General features: G+C 65.1%; 20 protein-coding genes. 16 read left to right on the top strand and 4 right to left on the bottom strand.

Annotated elements, in window-relative coordinates; genetic code table 11:
* Positions 1 to 125 precede the first annotated feature (125 nt).
* Positions 126 to 2,033 carry a DHH family phosphoesterase gene (locus NATPE_RS09725; RefSeq protein ID WP_006180652.1) on the bottom strand — a complete coding sequence of 636 codons (1,908 nt, stop codon included), beginning with the start codon at positions 2,031 to 2,033 and terminating at the stop codon, positions 126 to 128.
* Between the two features lie 169 nt (positions 2,034 to 2,202).
* Here NATPE_RS09725 and NATPE_RS09720 point away from each other — a divergent pair, with 169 nt between their 5' ends.
* A complete protein-coding gene (locus tag NATPE_RS09720) occupies positions 2,203 to 2,487 on the top strand; it encodes an AbrB/MazE/SpoVT family DNA-binding domain-containing protein (RefSeq protein ID WP_006180653.1) in 285 nt (94 codons plus the stop codon).
* On the top strand, positions 2,484 to 2,960 hold the full coding sequence (locus NATPE_RS09715; protein ID WP_172637289.1) for a PIN domain-containing protein: 477 nt from the start codon (positions 2,484 to 2,486) through the stop codon (positions 2,958 to 2,960). The genes NATPE_RS09720 and NATPE_RS09715 overlap by 4 nt, the downstream gene beginning before the upstream one ends.
* A gap of 65 nt (positions 2,961 to 3,025) precedes the next feature.
* Here the strand turns inward: NATPE_RS09715 and NATPE_RS09710 are convergent, their stop codons facing one another.
* A complete protein-coding gene (locus NATPE_RS09710; protein ID WP_015299002.1) occupies positions 3,026 to 4,144 on the bottom strand; it encodes a PQQ-binding-like beta-propeller repeat protein in 1,119 nt (372 codons plus the stop codon).
* A 161-nt stretch (positions 4,145 to 4,305) separates the two neighbouring features.
* Between NATPE_RS09710 and NATPE_RS09705 the strand changes: the two genes are divergently transcribed.
* Both NATPE_RS09705 and NATPE_RS09700 read left to right on the top strand, forming a co-directional pair.
* Positions 4,306 to 4,800: a Mov34/MPN/PAD-1 family protein gene (locus NATPE_RS09705; protein ID WP_006180656.1), complete on the top strand. Its 495-nt coding sequence runs from the start codon at positions 4,306 to 4,308 to the stop codon at positions 4,798 to 4,800.
* Between the two features lie 94 nt (positions 4,801 to 4,894).
* Entirely contained in the window at positions 4,895 to 5,323 is a 429-nt protein-coding gene (locus NATPE_RS09700) for an adenylyltransferase/cytidyltransferase family protein (RefSeq protein ID WP_006180657.1), read from the top strand.
* Positions 5,324 to 5,343: 20 nt separating this feature from the next.
* Here NATPE_RS09700 and NATPE_RS22685 read toward each other — a convergent pair whose 3' ends face one another.
* Together NATPE_RS22685 and ilvD are read right to left on the bottom strand one after the other, a co-directional pair.
* A complete protein-coding gene (locus tag NATPE_RS22685; RefSeq protein ID WP_006180658.1) occupies positions 5,344 to 5,499 on the bottom strand; it encodes a hypothetical protein in 156 nt (51 codons plus the stop codon).
* Between the two features lie 132 nt (positions 5,500 to 5,631).
* The gene (ilvD, locus tag NATPE_RS09695; RefSeq protein ID WP_006180659.1) at positions 5,632 to 7,359 is read right to left on the bottom strand and encodes a dihydroxy-acid dehydratase; all 1,728 of its coding nucleotides are present in this window, start codon (positions 7,357 to 7,359) and stop codon (positions 5,632 to 5,634) included.
* A 578-nt stretch (positions 7,360 to 7,937) separates the two neighbouring features.
* On the opposite strand from ilvD, the gene NATPE_RS09690 reads away from it, so the two are divergent.
* The 12 genes from NATPE_RS09690 to NATPE_RS22250 all read left to right on the top strand — a co-directional run bounded on the left by NATPE_RS09690 (position 7,938) and on the right by NATPE_RS22250 (position 18,047).
* The gene (locus NATPE_RS09690; RefSeq protein ID WP_006180660.1) at positions 7,938 to 8,924 is read left to right on the top strand and encodes a beta-ribofuranosylaminobenzene 5'-phosphate synthase family protein; all 987 of its coding nucleotides are present in this window, start codon (positions 7,938 to 7,940) and stop codon (positions 8,922 to 8,924) included.
* A 236-nt stretch (positions 8,925 to 9,160) separates the two neighbouring features.
* Positions 9,161 to 9,997: an RAD55 family ATPase gene (locus NATPE_RS09685; RefSeq protein ID WP_006180661.1), complete on the top strand. Its 837-nt coding sequence runs from the start codon at positions 9,161 to 9,163 to the stop codon at positions 9,995 to 9,997.
* 68 nt (positions 9,998 to 10,065) lie between these two features.
* Positions 10,066 to 10,311, top strand: coding sequence for a hypothetical protein (locus tag NATPE_RS09680; protein ID WP_006180662.1), 246 nt, complete (start codon positions 10,066 to 10,068; stop codon positions 10,309 to 10,311).
* Complete coding sequence (locus tag NATPE_RS09675) at positions 10,304 to 10,804, top strand: hypothetical protein (RefSeq protein ID WP_006180663.1); 501 nt, start codon at positions 10,304 to 10,306, stop codon at positions 10,802 to 10,804. The genes NATPE_RS09680 and NATPE_RS09675 overlap by 8 nt, the downstream gene beginning before the upstream one ends.
* A gap of 48 nt (positions 10,805 to 10,852) precedes the next feature.
* Positions 10,853 to 11,182: a transcription factor S gene (locus NATPE_RS09670; protein ID WP_006180664.1), complete on the top strand. Its 330-nt coding sequence runs from the start codon at positions 10,853 to 10,855 to the stop codon at positions 11,180 to 11,182.
* Positions 11,183 to 11,278: 96 nt separating this feature from the next.
* Positions 11,279 to 12,010, top strand: a complete 732-nt coding sequence (locus NATPE_RS09665) for a GNAT family N-acetyltransferase (protein WP_006180665.1) — start codon at positions 11,279 to 11,281, stop codon at positions 12,008 to 12,010.
* An 81-nt stretch (positions 12,011 to 12,091) separates the two neighbouring features.
* Positions 12,092 to 13,402 carry a DNA polymerase Y family protein gene (locus NATPE_RS09660; protein ID WP_006180666.1) on the top strand — a complete coding sequence of 437 codons (1,311 nt, stop codon included), beginning with the start codon at positions 12,092 to 12,094 and terminating at the stop codon, positions 13,400 to 13,402.
* A 143-nt stretch (positions 13,403 to 13,545) separates the two neighbouring features.
* The gene (locus NATPE_RS09655; protein WP_006180667.1) at positions 13,546 to 14,862 is read left to right on the top strand and encodes a J domain-containing protein; all 1,317 of its coding nucleotides are present in this window, start codon (positions 13,546 to 13,548) and stop codon (positions 14,860 to 14,862) included.
* Between the two features lie 89 nt (positions 14,863 to 14,951).
* Complete coding sequence (locus tag NATPE_RS09650; protein ID WP_015299000.1) at positions 14,952 to 15,473, top strand: helix-turn-helix domain-containing protein; 522 nt, start codon at positions 14,952 to 14,954, stop codon at positions 15,471 to 15,473.
* A gap of 77 nt (positions 15,474 to 15,550) precedes the next feature.
* Positions 15,551 to 16,414: an alanyl-tRNA editing protein gene (locus NATPE_RS09645; protein ID WP_015298999.1), complete on the top strand. Its 864-nt coding sequence runs from the start codon at positions 15,551 to 15,553 to the stop codon at positions 16,412 to 16,414.
* 441 nt (positions 16,415 to 16,855) lie between these two features.
* Entirely contained in the window at positions 16,856 to 17,650 is a 795-nt protein-coding gene (locus NATPE_RS22255; protein ID WP_015298998.1) for a hypothetical protein, read from the top strand.
* A gap of 121 nt (positions 17,651 to 17,771) precedes the next feature.
* Positions 17,772 to 18,047 (top strand): hypothetical protein, encoded by a 276-nt coding sequence (locus NATPE_RS22250; protein ID WP_152422569.1) that lies wholly within the window; start codon positions 17,772 to 17,774, stop codon positions 18,045 to 18,047.
* Positions 18,048 to 18,201: the final 154 nt, after the last annotated feature.

The following is an 18,201-nucleotide window of genomic DNA, read 5'->3' as shown; positions in this document are numbered from 1 at the left end:
CGAGACGCCGTCCCTGCTGACTCCGTGTTACCGCAGCCGTCGCTCGCTTGACCCACGGTCCGACGTCCGAAAGAAGAGCCTCGTTCGACTCGAGTGGTGCGGTTCCACCGACGGCTGTCCCGGCGTCAGTCGTCGATCGGGGCCGCGCTCGAGAGCGCCTCGTCGATGTCGGCCTCGGCCATCTTCTCGACTAAGGCGTCGATCACTTCCTCGCGCTTGCCGCTGACGAACTTGATCGAGCCGACGACGAGGTGGCCGCCGCCGGAGACGCCACCGCCCGCGATCTCGGCCTCGAGTTCCGAGACCATGTTCGGGATGTCCAGCCGGACGCCGTCGCTTCGAAGCACGGCGAAGTCGGGGCCGTAACCGACCGTGATGACCGGGTCACCGGTCTCCTCGATCTTGCGGTCGTGGATCTCGCCGGTGGTCTTGCCCGGCGCGGGGTAGGTAAAGCGGTGGGCGTAGTTCTCGACGTCGATCCGGTAGAGATGGGCCCCGTTCTCGAGGGTCTCGTGTTCGAGGTGGGGCATCGCGGCCCCGAGTTGCTCGTCGACCTCCTCGCGGCCGCGCTCGGCGAAGAAGTCGACGAGTTCGCGGTGGCGAGCGTCGTCGTCGCTGTCGACCTGCAGCAGGTCCTGAATCAGCTGGTCGCCGGAGTTATAGCGCAGCCAGAAGGCGGCGTAGTCGAGCGCCTCGCTGACGTCTTGCAAGCGCTGTTCGTCGTAGCCCTCCTCGGCTGCCAGTTCGAGGTAGTCGTCCATCGCGTCGGCCTTCGAGCGGTCCGAGAGGCCGGCGACGGCAGGGACGTGGCGGAGTTCCTCGCCCAGGTCGGGATAGATCATCCGCGCGAGTTCGACACAGAGCATCCCGGTGGTGATCCGGTAGTCCTCGTCGTGGAGGTATGGGTTGACGTGGGCGTCGAGCAGGTCGCCGACCGCGTCGGGGTCGGGGTGGTGGTGGTCGACGGCGACGATCGGGATGTCGTAGTGGGCCAGCGTCTCGTAGGCCGGAACGTCCTCGGCCGTCGAGCCGTTGTCGAGCATCAGCAGGAGGGGAAGCTGCTGGCCGTGTTTCTCGCGGTCCTCGAGCGCGAAGTTCAGGTCCCGCGTCGCGTCTTCCATCTCGTAGAACGGCGCTTTGGCCGGCAGCCGCTTGATGAGGTGACGCGGCGCGTCCGCGTCCTCGTGGACATCGGCGATAAAGCGCTGCAGCGCGATCTGGACGGGGACGGCGGCGCACATGCCGTCGCCGTCGGCGTGGTGCCGGACCCGGATCGGGCGTCCTTCGAGGACGGTCCGGCGCAGCAGTCGCGCGACTTCCTCGAGGTCCTCGCGGAGCTTCTCGAAGGCCGGCCAGTCGATCAGCGGCTCGACGTCGTGGGGTTCGGCTCGTTCCTCGAGGGCCGCCTCGAGGCGTTCGCGAGCCGTTTCGGCGTCCTCGCCCTCGAGTTTCGAGAGGCCCTCGACCTCGATCTGGACCGAGCCCTCGCGGTGTTCCGGCGTGCCGGTGACGCGGACGACGTCGCCGACCTCGATCGAGGGGTAGGCGCGGACGCCGGCCTCCTCGAACGCGGCACAGGGAACGACGCCGTTCTCGTCGGCGACGTGGAAGATCGTCGGGCCGCCGGTCTGTTTGACCTGCGTCACCTCGCCCTCGAGGTGGACCTGGTCGCCGATCGAGGCCTCGAGGCCGTCGGTGCCGGTCAGCGAGTAGTCGCGGCTGACCGACTCGGTCTCGTGATCGTCGCCGACGTCGACCGGCTCGAAGGCCATGTCGCCGTTCTCGCGAACGCTCTCGAGTTCGACGACGAGTTCGTCGCCGACGGCGTAGGTGCCCTCGAGGACGGATTCGTGGACGAGTCCGGAGACGGAGTCGGAGAGATCGACGAAGACGCCGTAGTCGACGATGCCGTTGATCGTCGCGAGATAGGGACGGCCTTGTTCGACGTCGTCGGCGGTACAGTCAGGGGCGAGATCGTAGACGACGGAATCCCCGTCGTCTGCGCCGGGTTCCCCGGCGGAGTCACGCGTCATCTTGAATCGTCGTTTGAGGCGGTCGCGTATAACCCTTGTCAAGAAGGGATGGCGGCTCGCCGTGGGGGTTTCGGATACGGGACAGCAGCCATCCCGGGCCGCTATCGTGTCGGTTCGATCCGAGTACGGCACCGTAATACTGATAGAGTATTACCGAGAATGTATACTCGTGCCACGCGTTACGACGAAAGGACAGGTCACGATCCCGAAGGAGATCCGTGATCGACTCGGAATCGAACCGGGTGACGAGATTTCCTTCGAGGAAACCGCTTCGGGATACGAGATCCGCAAGGAGGAACCGACGACGACAGACGGCGACGATCCGTTCGAGAAGTACCGTGGCAGCGCTGATAGCGATGAGACGATGCCGGAACGGATGCGACGACTCCGCGGCGAATACCCTCGTGATATCGGTGATGAGGGCACGGATAGCGAGTCGAGGGCCGAGCAGTGATAACGGCGGTGGATACGAACGCGTTACTTGCACTGCTGTACGAAGACGACTACGCCGATGCCAGCGAACGCGCGCTCCGACGCGCCTATCGAGACGGTCGGATCGTCGTGTCGTCAGTCGTCTACGCCGAACTCGCGGCCGATGGTCACTTCGAGACGACGGCCGATCTCGATCGATTCCTCGAGGACTTCAGTATTCAGCGCTCGGATCCGTCGCGTGAAGCACTGTTCCGGGCGGGACAGCGCTTCCAGCGCTACACCGGTCGGCGACCGAACGGACTCCAGTGCCCGTCCTGTGGTGCGACACAGAGCGTCGACTGTACGGACTGTGGCGACGATCTCTCCCCACGACAACACATCGCCGCTGACTTCGTTATCGGCGGTCATGCGGCCGCCGACGCCGATGTACTGATTAGCTTCGATACTGCGTTCTATCGGACGTACTTTCCCGACCTGACGATCGTCCCGGAATAGGCACTTATACGTCCTCGGTCCGTGTCCGGGTCCCCTACTGATAACGAGATACGACCGACCGGCTCTCACGCGGGAGGCGATAGGGTCCAGAGCGTCCCCTCACTGGTTTGGGCGAACGCGCGCTCGCCGGCCCCACCGAGTACGTAGTTGCCGGTCGGCAGCGTCGTTTCGAACTGCTCGAAGAACGACGCACCGTCGGTCCATTCCACCGTTCCGTCGTTCGTCCCGACGATAAACGTCGTCGCCGTCGACGCCGTTTGGGTGACGGGCGCGTCGAACCGCATCTCGTATCGTTCGCCGCCGTCTTTCAACGAGAGTTCGTACACCGTTCCGAAGGTATCCGACGGCGCTTCGTCCGTGCCTTCTGCGACGAGCAGCGACGACTCGGTCGTGTGGAACCCCGTGACTCCGGCGGCCCGCCCGAACGACGTCCGCCATCGAGCGGTGGCGTCCGCCTCGTCGAGCGCGACGATGTCACTGCCGCCGCCCACGTAGACCGCGTCGCCGATCGGGGTCGGTCCGACGGCGGGCGCCTCCCACTGCTCGGGGCGCCACCGCCACGAGGCGGTTCCGTCGGTCGTCGAGAGCGCAACGACTCCGTCCGCGTCGGCGAAATAGACCGCGTGATCGTCGGCCGCCAGCTGGTCGTCCGGGGCGGCGACGACGGTAAACCCCGTTTCGGCGACGCCGGACCGTTCCCACCGAATCGTCCCGCCGTCGGTCTCGATCGCTGCGAGCCCGCCGTTTGCAGTGTACAGCGTCCCGTTCGCGACGGTCATTGCCGACGAGAGATTGGCGACCCGCTGTGTCCACCGTCGGTCGCCCGTCCGGGCATCGAACGCGAGAATCCGCGCCCGATTCGATCCCCGCTTCTCGCCGACGTACACGGTACCGTCGGCGGCAGTGAGTCCGGTCATCCGCCCGAAATCGAACTCCCACTGGCGTTCGCCCGTCTCGGTATCGAACGCCTTCAGTCGCCCCGACGCTATATCGTCGTCGCGGCGTCCGCCGGCGACGACGACTCCCTCGGTAGCGACCGGAGGTGAGAGGGTACCCGGTTCGGGAACCGACGCTGACCAGTCGGCTCCGTCCGGATCCCGAAGTCCGGGTAACGAGGCACATCCTCCGATCACGGTCGGGAGAACACTGATACCAGTGGCAAGCACCGAACGCCGAGAGGGCATCGCACTATATTGATCAGTCAGAACTGATATCGTTTTTGAACAACCGCCGATAAAACCGGCTGCTTCACCCGCGGCGCGGTCGACGAGCGAGTCCGAATCCGACGCCCGGGTGGAACCGACGCATCGGAACGTTTAGCAACCGCAAGGCCCCAGCGTAGACCATGGGGCTGTTCGACGCGCTGTTTCGCTCGAGCGAGATCCTCGGCATCGCGGAGGAAACGCTCGAGTTCGCCCTCGAGTCCTCGGAGGAGACCCACCCGAACGAGTACATGGGGTTTCTCCGGGGGACCGAGGCCGACCGGTTGGGACTGGACCGCGAGGGGCTGGTCATCACGGACATCCTCGTGGTGCCTGGCACCGAGTCAAACAGCGTCAGCGCGACGGTCAAGACGAACCAGATTCCCAACGACGTGAAGGCGTTGGGAAGCATCCACTCCCATCCGAACGGCGTCATCAGCCCGAGTAACGCGGACCTGGACACCTTCGGCCGGGGCAGCGTTCACGTCATCATCGGCGCGCCCTACCGCCGGACCGATTGGAAGGCGTTCGATTCGAAGGGCCAGCCGACCGGACTGAACGTGATCGACATCGACCTGCCCGAGACCGAGGACTTCTTCGATTTCACGCAGGCGGATATCGACGAGGAACTGCGATGACGAGACTCGCTATGCTCGAGACGATGCCACGTACCGGACCGACAACGGGATCGCCACGGAAACCACGTACCGCCGGATCGACCGCGGGGGCGACATGAGCCGGACCGTCATCGCGCAGGGGACCTTCGACATCATCCATCCCGGCCACGTCCACTACCTGGCGGAAGCCGCCGCGATGGGCGACGAACTCTACGTGATCGTCGCCCGCAAGACGAACGTCGATCACAAGGAGAAGCCGATCTGTCCGGCGACCCAGCGCCGGGACGTAGTCGGCGCGCTCGAGGCCGTCGACGAGGCCCTGCTCGGCCACGAGGAGGACATCTTCGTTCCGATCGAGGAGATCGATCCCGACGTGATCGCGCTAGGCCACGATCAGCACCACGACGACGAGGCCATCGCAACCGAACTCGAGCGGCGGGGGATCGACTGCGAGGTCCGTCGCGCAAGCGCCCGCGAGACCGACGACGACCAATTGCTCTCGACCCGGTTGATCATCGATCGGGTCCTCGAGCGCCGCGGCTGAGCGACGACGCGGCCGATCGATCAGTTCTGCCGGAGTACGGGCGGCGGGAGTCGCAGCGAATCGACCGTGTGTCCCGTCTCGACGAAGTGGTCGATCGCCGCTTCGGACACCTCCTTTTCGGTGTAGCCGTCGGCGGTGCTGACCTGCCAGTCGCACTCGAGACAGTATTTACGCATACGGGAATCTAGTCGGTAGTCGGTGACAAGGGCGGGAAAGACCGGTGCAGGAAATCGAAGGGACCGATCGTCGTGGCTCGAGCGGAGCCGACAAGGAAGTCCCTCACTCGCTCAGTGGGCCGAACGTGTCCGTTAGTCGTCTTTGACGCCGGGGTTTGTCACCGCGCCGTTGGCCGCGGAGCCAAAGGCCTGCCCGTACTTCGCCAGCACGCCGCTGGTGTACTGGCGGTCGGGCTGTTCCCGGTCCGCGAGTCGCTGCTCGATCTCTTCGTCGGAGAGATCGACGGAGAGTTCGAGGTCGTCGATGTCGATGGTGATCGTGTCGCCGTCCTCGAGGGCAGCGATGGGACCGCCGGCCGCCGCCTCGGGGGCGACGTGGCCGATAGAGAACCCGCGGGTCGCACCGGAGAAGCGGCCGTCGGTAAAGAGCGCGACGTCCTCGGCGTGGCCCTGGCCGGCGACGGCTGAGGTGACGCCGAGCATCTCTCGCATGCCGGGGCCACCGCGGGGCCCCTCGTTGCGGATCCCGATGACGTCGCCGGATTCGACGTTGCCTTCCTGAACGTAGGCCATCGCGTCTTCTTCCTGTTCGAAGATCCGAACCGGTCCTTCGTGGTGGAGGTGGTCCTCGCCGGTGATCTTGATGACCGCGCCCTCGGGCGCGAGGTTGCCGGTGAGGATACGGATGGCACCGCGCTCGTGGATCGGGTCGTCGACAGTATGCAGGAAGTCGGCGTCGAGGTCTTCGATCGCGGGCGGGTCGGCCCGCTCGATGGCCTCGGCCATCGTCTCGCCGGTAACGGTCAGCGCGTCGCCGTGGAGCAGGTCGGCCTCGAGCAGTTCACGCAGGACGACCGGCACGCCGCCGACCTCGTGGAGGTCGTTCATCACGCGCTTGCCGCCGGGCTGGAGGTTGGCGATCTTCGGCGTGCGGGCGCTGATCTCGTTGAACGTCTCGATGTCTAAGTCGACACCGGCCTCGGCGGCCATCGCCAGCAGGTGGAGGACGGCGTTGGTCGAGCCGCCGACGGCGACCTGCAGGGCGATGGCGTTCTCGAAAGAGGCCTCGCTGAGGAAGTCGGAGGGTTTCCGCCCTGCTTCGACGGCCTCGACGGCGATCTCGCCGGCCTCGCGGGCGACGTCGTAGCGCGACTCGACTTCGGCGGGCGGGCTGGCGCTGCCAAGCGGTGCGAAGCCGATTGCCTCGGAGATCGAGGCCATCGTGTTCGCGGTGAACATGCCACCACACGAGCCCGCGCCTGGGCAGGCGTTGCGCTCCATCTCGTCGAGTTCGTCCGGGCTCATCTCGCCGTCGGCGACGGCACCGACGCCCTCGAAGAGGTTCTGGACGGTGACCTCCCGGCCCTCGTGTTCGCCGGGCATGATCGAGCCGCCGTAGAGAAAGACCGAGGGCAGGTCGGTCCGGATCGCGGCCATCATCATTCCGGGCATGTTCTTGTCACAGCCGCCGATCGTGACCAGCCCGTCCATGCGCTCGCCGAACGACACCAGTTCGACGGAGTCGGCGATCACTTCCCGGGAGATCAGCGAGGCCTTCATCCCCTCGGTCCCCATCGAGATGGCGTCCGAGATCGTGATCGTTCCGAACTCGATTGGCATCCCACCGGTCTCGTCGACGCCCTCGAGGGCCGCGTCGGCGACGTCGTTCAGATGGACGTTACACGGTGTGATGTCGGCCGCGGGGTTCGGAACGCCGATCATCGGCGCGCCGAAGTCCTCGTCGTCGAACCCCATCGCCCGGAACATCGCGCGGTGTGGGGCCTTGTCCGCGCCCTCGGTCACCTCGCGACTACGTAACTCCTCGTCCTTGCCGTAGTCGAATTCGGTATCGCTGCTCATGGTCTCACGTCGCATCGAAACGGTATAAGTTACCCTTTCTCGGCCAATGGTTCGGAAACTCGGAAAAAGCCGAATACGTTCGTCCGCGAGGCCAACGGCTGCGAGCAGCGACGGATCGGAACCGACGCAGGGACCCACGCGCTCAAAAGGATCGTAGCCGCTGAAACGATTGACACACTGATCGCAGCGCGGTCGTGTGAGCAGGTGTGCAATGACTGTCAGCGGCAACTCTTGTCCCGGTCTGCGACCGCCATGGCAGGATGTACTCGAGGTGGCCGACCGGATACGTCAGGAACAGTCCCGCGTAGCCGACCCGCTCCTGCCGACGGGACAGGTCGGATCGTAGACGACCGTACCCTCGCGGCGTAGCCGCAGGGAGAGGTCGGCCTCGTCACAGGCTGGCACGATTGCCGAGGCGTCGGGACGCGCCATCGTGGAAGCGTGTCTGCGGAATCGGTATCGGCTGTGTCCCGCTGCCCCAAGTCCACGGTCCCGTCGAGTGGACCGTCAGAGCCATCGTCAGGCGTTGCCACCGTCGAAACCCCCTTGCCGGGGGGATCCGTAGCGAGGCCACGATCATGCCGAGCGCGACCGTCAGCACCGGGGCGCGACTCCACGTTGGCTTCCAGAACCTGTCGCTTGCCCGCGGGCGGCTCTACGGGGGCATCGGCATCGGGCTCGCGGAGCCGCGGGTGACCGTCACCGCCGAACCCGCCACCGATGTCGTGACCGACGATCCGCTCGCCGCCACGTACGCCCGTCGCGCCGTCGACGTGCTGGATCTCCCCGGCGTCGCGGTCGCGCTCGAGGAGCGGCTGCCACGCCACGTCGGCCTCGGGAGCGGCACCCAACTCGCGCTGGCAGTGCTGACGGCGACGGCACGGGCCCACGGACTCGAGCCGCGGGTCCGGGAGAACGCGCCCGCGATGGGGCGGGGCGGTCGCAGCGGCGTCGGCGTCGCGACCTTCGAGGGCGGCGGGTTCGTCGTCGACGCCGGCCACCCGACGAACCGCTTCACCACGGAGCCGCCGGCGGAGGGCGACTGGACGGTGCCGCCGGTCGTCGCCCGCCACGACCTGCCCGATGACTGGCGCTTTCTGGTCGTCGTCCCCGACGCCGAGCCCGGCCGCAGCGGCGACGACGAGGACGAGAGCATGCGCGCGGTCGTCGAGCGGGCCAACCCCGCGATCGCCGACGAGATCGCCGGCGTCGTCACCCGGAAACTGCTGCCCGCCGCGGCCGGCGGTGGCCTCGAGCCCTTCGGCGAGGCCGTCGCCGAGATCGGCCGCAAGAACGGTGCTTGGTACGCCGACGCACAGGGAGGGGTCTTCCGGCCGCCCGCGGGCGAACTCGTCGACGCGCTCGAGGACTGTCCGGTCCTCTCGGGCGTCGGCCAGTCGTCGTGGGGGCCGGTCGTCTACGGCGTGACCGATACCCGCCACGCCGAGGAGGCTGCGGCCGCGGCTCGGGACGCGCTCGCGGACCGCGGGCTCGAGGGTCGCGTGATCCTCGCCGAAGCGGCCGAGAGTGGGGCTCGAGTCGAGACGGATGTCGGTCGCCGATAGTGATGGAGATATTGTCACCGCGAGCGAACGAAACCGCGGCGCGTAGCGCCGCGGTAAGACGAGCGGCCGACGGCCGCGAGTCAATGAGCGAGCGGGCCGACGACCGACCTGAAGCGAGTGAAACGAGCGGCAGGGAGGGAGGTGGCTTTTGATCGACCTTTTGCCGAGCGACGCGAGGGAGCGGAGAGCAAACGGTCGGCCGCAACCGGTAAAGGGACGCGAGCGAACGACCCCGTATGAAACGGATGCCGCTCGGCGTCTCGCGGCTCGATCGGATGATCGGTGGCGGCGCGCCAACCGGCAGCGTCGTTTTACTGGCCGGCGAGTCCGGTGCCGGCGCACGTGAGTTCTGCTACACCAGCGCCGTGATGAACGGACTCGTCGAGGCCGACCCCGATCTCTTCGACCTCTACTACGGTGACCTCGAGTCCGACGTGACCCTGCCCGAGGACGTCCACTACGTCTCCTTTACCGACGAACCGAGCGCCGTCGTCGAGGAGATGCAGTTCGTCATGGACGAGGCCCTCGTCGACGCGGGGATGGACGACGTCCGGTTCGTCGAACTCGCCGAGGAGTACTTCCAGCTGACGCCGGTGCCGACCGACTGGTACGCCGACGGGATGGCCGACATCACCGAACTCGGCAGCCACAACGAACGTACTGACGTCCTCGAGGCGCTGGGCGAGTACCTGACCGACCACGCCACCGACAACCTCGTCGTGATCGATTCGGTCACCGACCTCGTGGCGGCGGCCGACGACCGACTGGACTGGTCCGACCTGACCGTGTTGCTGAAGGGGCTCAAACGCGCCTCGCATCGCTGGGGCGGCGTCATCCTCCTGCTGGTCAACGCCGAACTGCTGGGTCCGACGGAACTCGGCCGGCTCAAGGAGGCTACCGACGGCACGCTGCTGTTCGAGTGGGAGAGCGGCGGCTCCGAACGCGCCCGCACCCTCGTCGTCGAGCAGTTCCGGGGCGTCCTCTCCCGACTCGAGGACGAGGATATCGTCCGCTTCGAGACGGAGATCCACGACGGCGGCTTCGACATCAGCAACGTCCGCAAGATCAGGTGACCGGCGGCGCGGCTCAGCGCTCGAGTTCGGACCAACGCTTATACGCTCGATATCCCAAATACGGACAGATGTCCAGCCGAAACCACGATGAGCGCGCCGTCTCCTTTGCCGTCCCCGACGAGGCCGACGACTGGCTGGCCGACGAAGCCGCCCGGCGCGGCGAGAGTCGCGACGAGATCTGTCGGCGGCTGGTGACCGCCGCGGCCGCAGCCGCAACGGAGGACGACCCGACGCCGACGGCCGAATCGACCGACTCGGCAGTGGCGACGCACGACGGCACCGGCCCCGAGACCGGCGGTGAGTCCGATGACTGACGACACCGGAGACGACGAGAGCGAGTTCGAGACGGACGCCGGAGCCGAATCCGCGGCCGGAGACGCCGGAATCGAGATCACTCACGATGCGGACTCGGCACCGCTCGAGTCCGACGATTCCGAATCGGACAACCATGCCGGTTCTCTCGGTGATCCCGCCTCGGCCGCCGCGGAACCGGACGACAGCGCCTCTGAGACGACCGAGTTCGACGACCTATTCGATCGGCAGGACACCGCCGATATCGACGCCGACCGACTCTGGGAGCAACTCGAGGGCGATAATCTACCGGCACCGACGGACGCGGCCGACAGCGAGGTCCGCGAGGTCGACAAGCGAGCCTACTGTCAGGGCTGTGAATACCTCACCGAGCCGCCCGACGTCGCCTGCACCCACGCGGACGCCGAGATCCTGGCGGTGCCGACGATCGAGACGGTTCGGGTCGCGGACTGCCCGTTCGTCCTCGCGGACGAGGCGGGCGACCGGGAGCGGTGACCCGTCGATCTCGAGTGTTTTTGCCGCTCGGGCACGTACCGGCCGGGTATGCAATTCTGCGACGACTGCGGCTCGATGATGAAGGCTCGCGGTGACCGCATGGTCTGTACGAACGACGACTGCGGGGCCTCGAGCGAGCGCGACCGCGAGCAGGAAGACGCCTTCGTCACGACGGAGTCCCAGACCGACGACGACGTGATCGAGTCCGACGAGAACGCCAACTTCGAGGGGAAACCGAAGGCAAACGACGTGATCTGTGACGAGTGCGGTGCCGAAGAAGCGTGGTACACGCTGAAACAGACCGCGTCGGCCGACGAGCCGCCGACGCGCTTTTTCAAGTGTACCGAGTGCGGGAACCGGTGGCGGGAGTACAACTAACTACGCTGTCGGGTCCGTTCGGCGGTTCCGTCCGGATTATTGTGTCAATAGGTACCGATGGGCAAGGAATAAGCGGTGGTCGCCCGTAGCGGTCGTATGGACGCGCTCGAGCGGCCGACGTTCGATTCCGATGCCAGCCGGCGTCTCTACGAGTACGTCGAGCGCCACGGGACCGTCGAACGGCACAAACTGCGCGAGATCGTCTCCCTCCCGGTCGAGGAGTTCCAGACCCGTCTCGAGGAGCTAAAGCAGGACGGCTATCTCGCGGAAGACGGCGGAACCCTCCGACTCGCGCTCGAGTTCGGGGCCGTCGAGAAACACGAGTTGGACGAGTTCACCGTCACCGTCCGCCCCGCAAGACAGGACGACTTCGACGGACTGATCGAGACGATCAGGGACGTCACGGCCGAGGACACCTACGTCGTCGCCGAGACGGTCGCCGAACAACTGCTCTACGACGACACCGTCACCAGACACAACGCGATCGAGACCCGCCAGTTCTTCGTCGCGACCGTCGACGGCGCGGTCGTCGGCTGGACGCACCTCGATCTCCACCGGGTCGAACCGGTCCGGGAGGTCGCCCAGCAGACCGTCGGCGTCCGCGAGGCCTACCGGGGCCACGGGATCGGGAGTACGCTCCTGCAACGCGGGATCGAGTGGGCCGAGGCCAACGGCTACCGGAAGCTCTACAACAGCGTTCCCGTGGTCAACGACACCGCACTCGAGTTCCTGACCGTCCACGGCTGGGACACCGAGGCGATCCGCAAGGACCACTACACCATCGACGGCGAGTACGTCGATGAGGTGATGATGGCCTACGAGCTGTAGCGGCGGCGATCCGGGGAGACCGTGTCCGCCGTCGGCGGGCGCAACGTTCACGTCCGTCCGGACGAATCGATCGGTAGACGAATGTCCGACGGGCCCCGGCTGCCGGGCGTCGAGCGCGAGGCCGACGAGGACCGGATCGTCTGTCACGTCGACGCCGACTGTTTCTACGCGTCCTGCGAGCGACTGCGCGAACCCGAACTCCGGGGCGAGCCGGTCGTCGTCGGCATGGGGTACGAACCCGGCGAGACCGTCGGTGCCGTCGCCACCGCCAGCTACGAGGCCCGCGAGTTCGGCGTCGAGAGCGCCCAAGCCATTTCGACGGCGCTCGAGCGGCTGCCCAGACGCGCGGCGTCCGAGGCCGGCGACCTAGACGGGGAGACGGACCGCGCGGAAACCGGCTACTACCGCTCCGTCGACATGGATTACTACGAGTCGGTCGCGGCCGACGTCCGGGAGATCCTCCACGACTGCGCGGACGTGGTCCGGGAGGTCAGCATCGACGAGGCCTACCTCGACGTGACCGAGCGCACGGCGTGGGAGGTCGCCGACGGCTTCGCCCGGCACGTCAAGGACCGCATCCGCCGGGAGGTCGGCGTGGCCGTCAGCGTCGGCGTCGCGCCGACGATGAGTACGGCCAAGATCGCCAGCGACTTCGACAAACCCGACGGGCTCACCGTCGTCCGGCCCGACGAGATCCGGGAGTTCCTCGCCCCGCTCGCGGTCGACCTGCTCCACGGCGTCGGCCCGGTAACGGCCCGCGAGCTTCGGGCAATGGGCCTCGAGACGGCCGGCGACGTGGCGGCGGCCGACCCGGAGCCGCTGGTCGAGCGCTTCGGCGAGCGCGGCCGAGAACTGTACGACCGCGCACGCGGCGACGACGACCGCCGCGTCGAGCCAAAGGGCGACCCTAAGAGCTTCTCGCGGGAGTCGGCCTTCGCCGAGGCCGTCGCGGAACCCGAGCCGAAGTACGACCAGATCGAGACGCTCGCGGCGGCCGTCGCCGACCGCGCCCGCCGGGAGGGTGCGCTGTACCGAACCATCGGCGTCAAGGCGGTCACGCCGCCGTACGACGTCAACACCCGCGAGCGGTCACTGCCCGGCCCCGTCGACGACCCCGAACTGGTCGACCGCGTGGCACGGGACCTCTTCACCGAGTTCGAGGCCGAGCCCGTCCGCAAGGTCGGCGTCCGCGTCGCCAACCTCGAGTTCGCGGCCGCCGATCAGGCCAGCCTCGAGAGCTGGGAAGGGGGCGGGAACAGTACTGACGGGGGGTCGAGCCTCGAGTCGACCGACGACGAATCCACTGCCGACGCAACCGACGACGAACCGTACCCGGCGGTTTCCGGCGACGATCGCCCGAGCGGGCAAACGTCGCTCGCGGACTTCTCGTGACTGCCACTTCACGGTCGCTCCGATCGCAACGGCCACAACGCACTCCGTACTCGAGACCGAGCCTCCGCTCGGATCGGCAATAACATTGAAACTATAACCTCTCCCCTACAACTCGGGGACAGACTACACTTCCCTACGCTCATATGACAGAGGACTTCTACGATCTGCTCGAGATCTCGCCCGACGCCGATCAGGACGAGATCAAGGACGCCTACCGCGAGCAGGTCCGTGTCTATCATCCTGACGTGAACGACGACGACCGCGCACAGGCGCAGTTCACCGCAGTCAAGACCGCCTACGACATCCTCGGCGATCCCGTCGAACGACAGGCCTACGACCGACTGGGCCACGAGGACTACGTCGCCAAACGGACCAGTGGCCTCCCCTCACCCGACGTCTGGCAGAGCGACGACGGCGACGACGAGGGAACGGAGGTGAGCTACTCGGAGTCGGAGACGGCCTCCGCGTCGGCATCGGCCGCCGGCGCGTCGGCGGCCGGCTCCGCGAGCAGTAGCGCCGGGACCTCGAGTCGCGGTTCGACGTCGACCTCGAGCGCCGGTACGAGCGCAACCGGCTCGGCCGCCGGAACCGGTGGCGCGACCTCGAGCGCGGGCGCGTCGGCTGCCGGCGCGACCGCCGACGCCTCGAGTGCGACCGCCACCGGAACCGCGACGGGGACCGGCGGCGGGACGGGCTCGGGAACGAGCAGTCGGACCGGCGGGTCGGATGATACTGCCGGCAGTACCGATCGATCGCGGACGACCGACAGTGACGACGGGTCGACAGCCAATCCGATCGCCCGCTGGTGGCGGCGACAGAACTTCTCGCTGCCGCTGCTCTGGCTGTCGGTGATCGTCTACGCCGCCGGCCTCGTCCAGTTCGCGCTCGCGAACGAGGGTGCGCTTCGCTCGCTCCGGGCCGAACTGGCCGGGATCGGTGCCGACCCGCAAGGGCTCTGGACCGCGCTCTCGGCCGACCGTGGGGGCGTCGAGACGACCGTCGCGTTCATGCGCGGACTCGAGGTCGTGACCCCGCCCCTCGAGCGGCCGCTGTGGTACGGCGCGCTGGCGGGTGTCGTCGTCCTCGCGTTCCTCGGTCTGCTCGTCTCCCGGGTCGTCCGCCGGGAGGAGACCTGGGGGCCGGTGACGATCGACGAGACGATCGTCGTCGCGCTGTCGGTGGCGGTGCCGACGACGCTGATCGGCGGCCCGCTGCTTGCCGGTGCGGTCCTCATGCCGCTGCTGTTCGGCGTCGTCGTCCGACACACGCGACGCGGCCCGGGGTGGACGCCGTCGTATCTCTACGTCCTCCCGGTGCTTGCCCCGCTCGCGGCCGTCGGCGCGGCGGCAGCGGGCGTCGCCAGCCTCCCGCTCGACATCGCGGCGGTCGTCGTCCTGCCGTTGCTCGGCGGGCTGGGGCTGCCGTTGCGAGCGACGATCAGGAAACGGTTCGGGCGCTGATCGATCGAGGGGAGCCCCGCGGCCCGTGTCCGTCGCGACGGCGTGTACGCTACCGAACCGTTGAAATGCGGCAGATGCCAAACGTCCGCATGGCCAAATACTCGACCGGTTCGTCCGGCGGTGGCGGCGGGACGAACTGCGAACTCTGTGGTACCGAGAGCGACTCGCTGACGCTCGCGTCGGTCGCCGGCGCGGAACTCGAGGTCTGTCCGGACTGCGCGCCACACGACGATTCGACGGCCCACGGCGGGGGAGACCGAAAGCGAAGCGAGCAGGACGCGGGCTCGACCGACGAACCGAACCGCAAGCGGAAGGCGGCCCAGAACGTCGCGAAGGCCAACCCGGTCTGGGACGGCGACTCCGAACACTGGGAGAGCGAGGGCACCAACTACGACGACGACCCCCTGCCCTACCTCGTCTCGGACTACGGCGAGGCCCTCGTCGAGGCTCGACGGGAGGCCGGCCTCCAGCGCGAGGAACTCGCCGAGGAACTCGGCGCACCCGAGAAAGACATCCTCGCGGTCGAACAGGGTCGAGCGACCCAGGCCGGCGTCGGCGGCGGCCTGATCGATGCCCTCGAGGAGCGACTGGACGTGACGCTCGCGGAGTGAGCGACCGGTAGTTTTTCTCGGGTCGGGCGACGGTCTCGGCGGGCAGACTTTTAGTGACCGAGAACCGACTGGAACCGATGACCGGGCAACGGGCGGCAGCGGAGCCGTACGCGACGCGGTTCGAGACCGAGGTGACGTCGATCGACGGGCGACGGGTCTGGCTCGAGCGGAGCCACTTCTTCGGGGCGAGTGCTGGCCAACCGGCCGACAGAGGGACGGTCAGCGATATCACAGTCACCGACGTCGAACTGGTCGACGGCGAGCAGATCCACGTGCTGGCCGACGCCCCCTCGTTTTCGGTCGGCCACCGCGTTCTCTGTTCGGTCGACTGGTCCTTCCGGATGTACTGCATGCGGGCTCACACCGCCACTCACGTCCTGCTCGGGGTCGCCGACCGTCTCCTCGAGGACGCCTCGTACGCGGGCCTCGAGATCGGCCCCGAGACGGTCCGGGTCGACCTCGAGACGGCGGCGATGATCGACGACGAGCGGTTGCTGGAACTCGACGAGGCGGTCAACCGCGTGGTCTGGGAGTCCCGACCGGTGTCGTGGGACGACGAGCCGGTTTCCAACGCCCGTGAGCGTGACGCCGTCGTCTTCGACGACCACGCCGACGACGCCGCCGTGGCGAAGGGGCGCGTCCGAACCGTCTCGATCGAGGACGAGAAGGACCGCCAGCGAAAGGGCCGGTTCACCGCGACGACCGGCTCGCCGGAGCCGTGGGACGCCCGCGCCTGCGGCGGGACTCACGTCCGTAACACCCGCGAGATCGGTCCCGTCACCCTGCTCGGAACCTCGAGGCTCGACGACGGAACGACCCGGATCGAACTCGCCGTCGGACCGGCGGCGATCGAACGGCGGACGGCCGAGAAGCGGGCCGCCTTCGCCGCGATGGAAGCGACCGACGCCGCCCTCGAGGACGTACCCGACGACCTCGAGTAGTAGCCGATACTGACGGTGCCTGTCGTATTTTCGCGATCATGAACGAATTATTAGGATTCTCCGAGACACTGTGGGTAGTGTTCAGATAAGCTGGTTTCATGCAAGTTTGAGAAGGGGAAGGTTCGATGTTTTATAGCACGAAAGACACGTTCGAATTACCATCGGCGGCGTCGCCGATACTGAAGGCTTCCCCGATTCGATCGTCGAACGGACGGTCCCGGACAGCGCAAACTTCCCCAAGGACTTGAGCGATGGCTCCAGACCGTGAGGATCGACGCGCCGGCAGTATTTCGACGACTAAACCAGCGATACTATTTCTAGACTGCAGACCAAGTACAACTGAACGCGGATCTTTGCGGAACAGTTAGCAAATATATAATATTAACTATGTAACTAATATACTAAGATAATTTAATATGTAGGGCGTTGAAAAGTGTGGGCATGGTTACTGACCAGCAGCGTAGAACTAGAAGGTCAATTCTCAAAGCAATTCCTGTAAGCGGTCTTGCGATTAGTGCTACGGGAACGGCGGCGGCAAACCATAGAGACTGTAACCAATATCTACCAGACACCACCTTCGATCCAACAGAGAATAAAGAGGTTGCCAGATTTGTCAAACAATCGGATCAGAATGTACAGGAAGTAGAGAACATTGTTCAGAATAAAGCAATTGAAAAATCTATTCTAAACGATTTGAATAAAGAAGTAGCTAACGACCTCTCCTCGGAGCAAATAGAGGCGGTAAATGAACTACTATCAGAAGGAGAGATGGTTGTTGAACATACATCCTCTGCTCAGACTGTCGAGGAATCAACTGTATCTGCTACTTCGGTACAATCTTCCGCTGTAGGAAAGCCCGCATCATATAAGGATTCAGCAAAAGCCAAAATCAAGGTTCCAGTAATCGATTACTCAGTACATGCTTTCACGTTCACCCATTCGATTGAATGGGAATATAATCCTGGAAAGACTGTAAAAGCGATGAACGCTAGTGCTTCGGGTAAGGGTAGGATTGTTCCTCCGGCCAAATGGAATTATGAGGGGAACGAAGATAAGAAGATTACAAAACGAGCTGATGGGAATTTCTTCGTTTCGGATGCAACCGGAAAATTTGATAGATGTGCGATAACGAAGACTGGATTGAGTTGTTTAGTTACTGACCGATTGTACACCAGATTGTCTGGTGACTGGAATGGGACTGGCAAAAGACTTCGGAAAAACCTTATAAAGGGGTAAGATTAGCGGATTTAACTAAACCTTTAGCATGCAAATATAAGATATATTTCATATTCCAAATACTTATTAGTATTCATCTTGCACTTTTTTAAGACAGTATAACTGAATAATATGTGGGCCAATGGATTCCAGCACAGGAAGAGATGAGGGTACACCACCCGAATTTGATGAACAGGACCTCTATAGGATCATTCATACAGCCGTCAAAGATGCAATGGTTGATATACTACTAACCGCTTGTATTCTCGGTATATCTCTGATTTTTGTGGGTGGAGGCATCTTAGAACTCTTTAATGCATCTGATACTATCGAATTTGTAGGTGTCTTTGCTTATATTCTATTTGGAGTGATATTAGCTGCGGGCGGCCTCGGCTACCTTCCGATTTCTCGCGCCTGAAGCTCTAATTCACAGTTATTTTCAATAGCAGTTTAAAATATTCACCTGTGGTCTTATAACCACGGGAGAATATATGTTAGATTGATGTTTACTCACGTCGAGACGACTATCTCGAACACATCGGCGGCCTTGGCGGGTCCGACATCGTGATCAA

Origin of the sequence: Natrinema pellirubrum DSM 15624 (assembly GCF_000230735.2) — an archaeon.
GTDB lineage: Archaea > Halobacteriota > Halobacteria > Halobacteriales > Natrialbaceae > Natrinema > Natrinema pellirubrum.
The sequence above is the reverse complement of the archived record's forward strand: the minus strand, read 5'-3'. Positions and strand labels throughout refer to the sequence as shown.

Excerpts from the sequence above, each read along its gene's own strand:
- NATPE_RS09660 (WP_006180666.1), top strand. The coding sequence starts at position 12,092 with ATGTCCGACGGGCCCCGGCTGCCGGGCGTCGAGCGCGAGGCCGACGAG.
- NATPE_RS09705 (WP_006180656.1), top strand. The coding sequence starts at position 4,306 with ATGGGGCTGTTCGACGCGCTGTTTCGCTCGAGCGAGATCCTCGGCATC.
- NATPE_RS09725 (WP_006180652.1), bottom strand. The coding sequence starts at position 2,033 with ATGACGCGTGACTCCGCCGGGGAACCCGGCGCAGACGACGGGGATTCC.
- ilvD (WP_006180659.1), bottom strand. The coding sequence starts at position 7,359 with ATGAGCAGCGATACCGAATTCGACTACGGCAAGGACGAGGAGTTACGT.
- NATPE_RS09645 (WP_015298999.1), top strand. The coding sequence starts at position 15,551 with ATGACCGGGCAACGGGCGGCAGCGGAGCCGTACGCGACGCGGTTCGAG.
- NATPE_RS09665 (WP_006180665.1), top strand. The coding sequence starts at position 11,279 with ATGGACGCGCTCGAGCGGCCGACGTTCGATTCCGATGCCAGCCGGCGT.
- NATPE_RS09685 (WP_006180661.1), top strand. The coding sequence starts at position 9,161 with ATGAAACGGATGCCGCTCGGCGTCTCGCGGCTCGATCGGATGATCGGT.
- NATPE_RS09675 (WP_006180663.1), top strand. The coding sequence starts at position 10,304 with ATGACTGACGACACCGGAGACGACGAGAGCGAGTTCGAGACGGACGCC.
- NATPE_RS22250 (WP_152422569.1), top strand. The coding sequence starts at position 17,772 with ATGGATTCCAGCACAGGAAGAGATGAGGGTACACCACCCGAATTTGAT.
- NATPE_RS09670 (WP_006180664.1), top strand. The coding sequence starts at position 10,853 with ATGCAATTCTGCGACGACTGCGGCTCGATGATGAAGGCTCGCGGTGAC.
- NATPE_RS09680 (WP_006180662.1), top strand. The coding sequence starts at position 10,066 with ATGTCCAGCCGAAACCACGATGAGCGCGCCGTCTCCTTTGCCGTCCCC.
- NATPE_RS09650 (WP_015299000.1), top strand. The coding sequence starts at position 14,952 with ATGGCCAAATACTCGACCGGTTCGTCCGGCGGTGGCGGCGGGACGAAC.
- NATPE_RS22685 (WP_006180658.1), bottom strand. The coding sequence starts at position 5,499 with ATGCGTAAATACTGTCTCGAGTGCGACTGGCAGGTCAGCACCGCCGAC.
- NATPE_RS09655 (WP_006180667.1), top strand. The coding sequence starts at position 13,546 with ATGACAGAGGACTTCTACGATCTGCTCGAGATCTCGCCCGACGCCGAT.
- NATPE_RS09700 (WP_006180657.1), top strand. The coding sequence starts at position 4,895 with ATGAGCCGGACCGTCATCGCGCAGGGGACCTTCGACATCATCCATCCC.
- NATPE_RS22255 (WP_015298998.1), top strand. The coding sequence starts at position 16,856 with ATGGTTACTGACCAGCAGCGTAGAACTAGAAGGTCAATTCTCAAAGCA.
- NATPE_RS09710 (WP_015299002.1), bottom strand. The coding sequence starts at position 4,144 with ATGCCCTCTCGGCGTTCGGTGCTTGCCACTGGTATCAGTGTTCTCCCG.
- NATPE_RS09690 (WP_006180660.1), top strand. The coding sequence starts at position 7,938 with ATGCCGAGCGCGACCGTCAGCACCGGGGCGCGACTCCACGTTGGCTTC.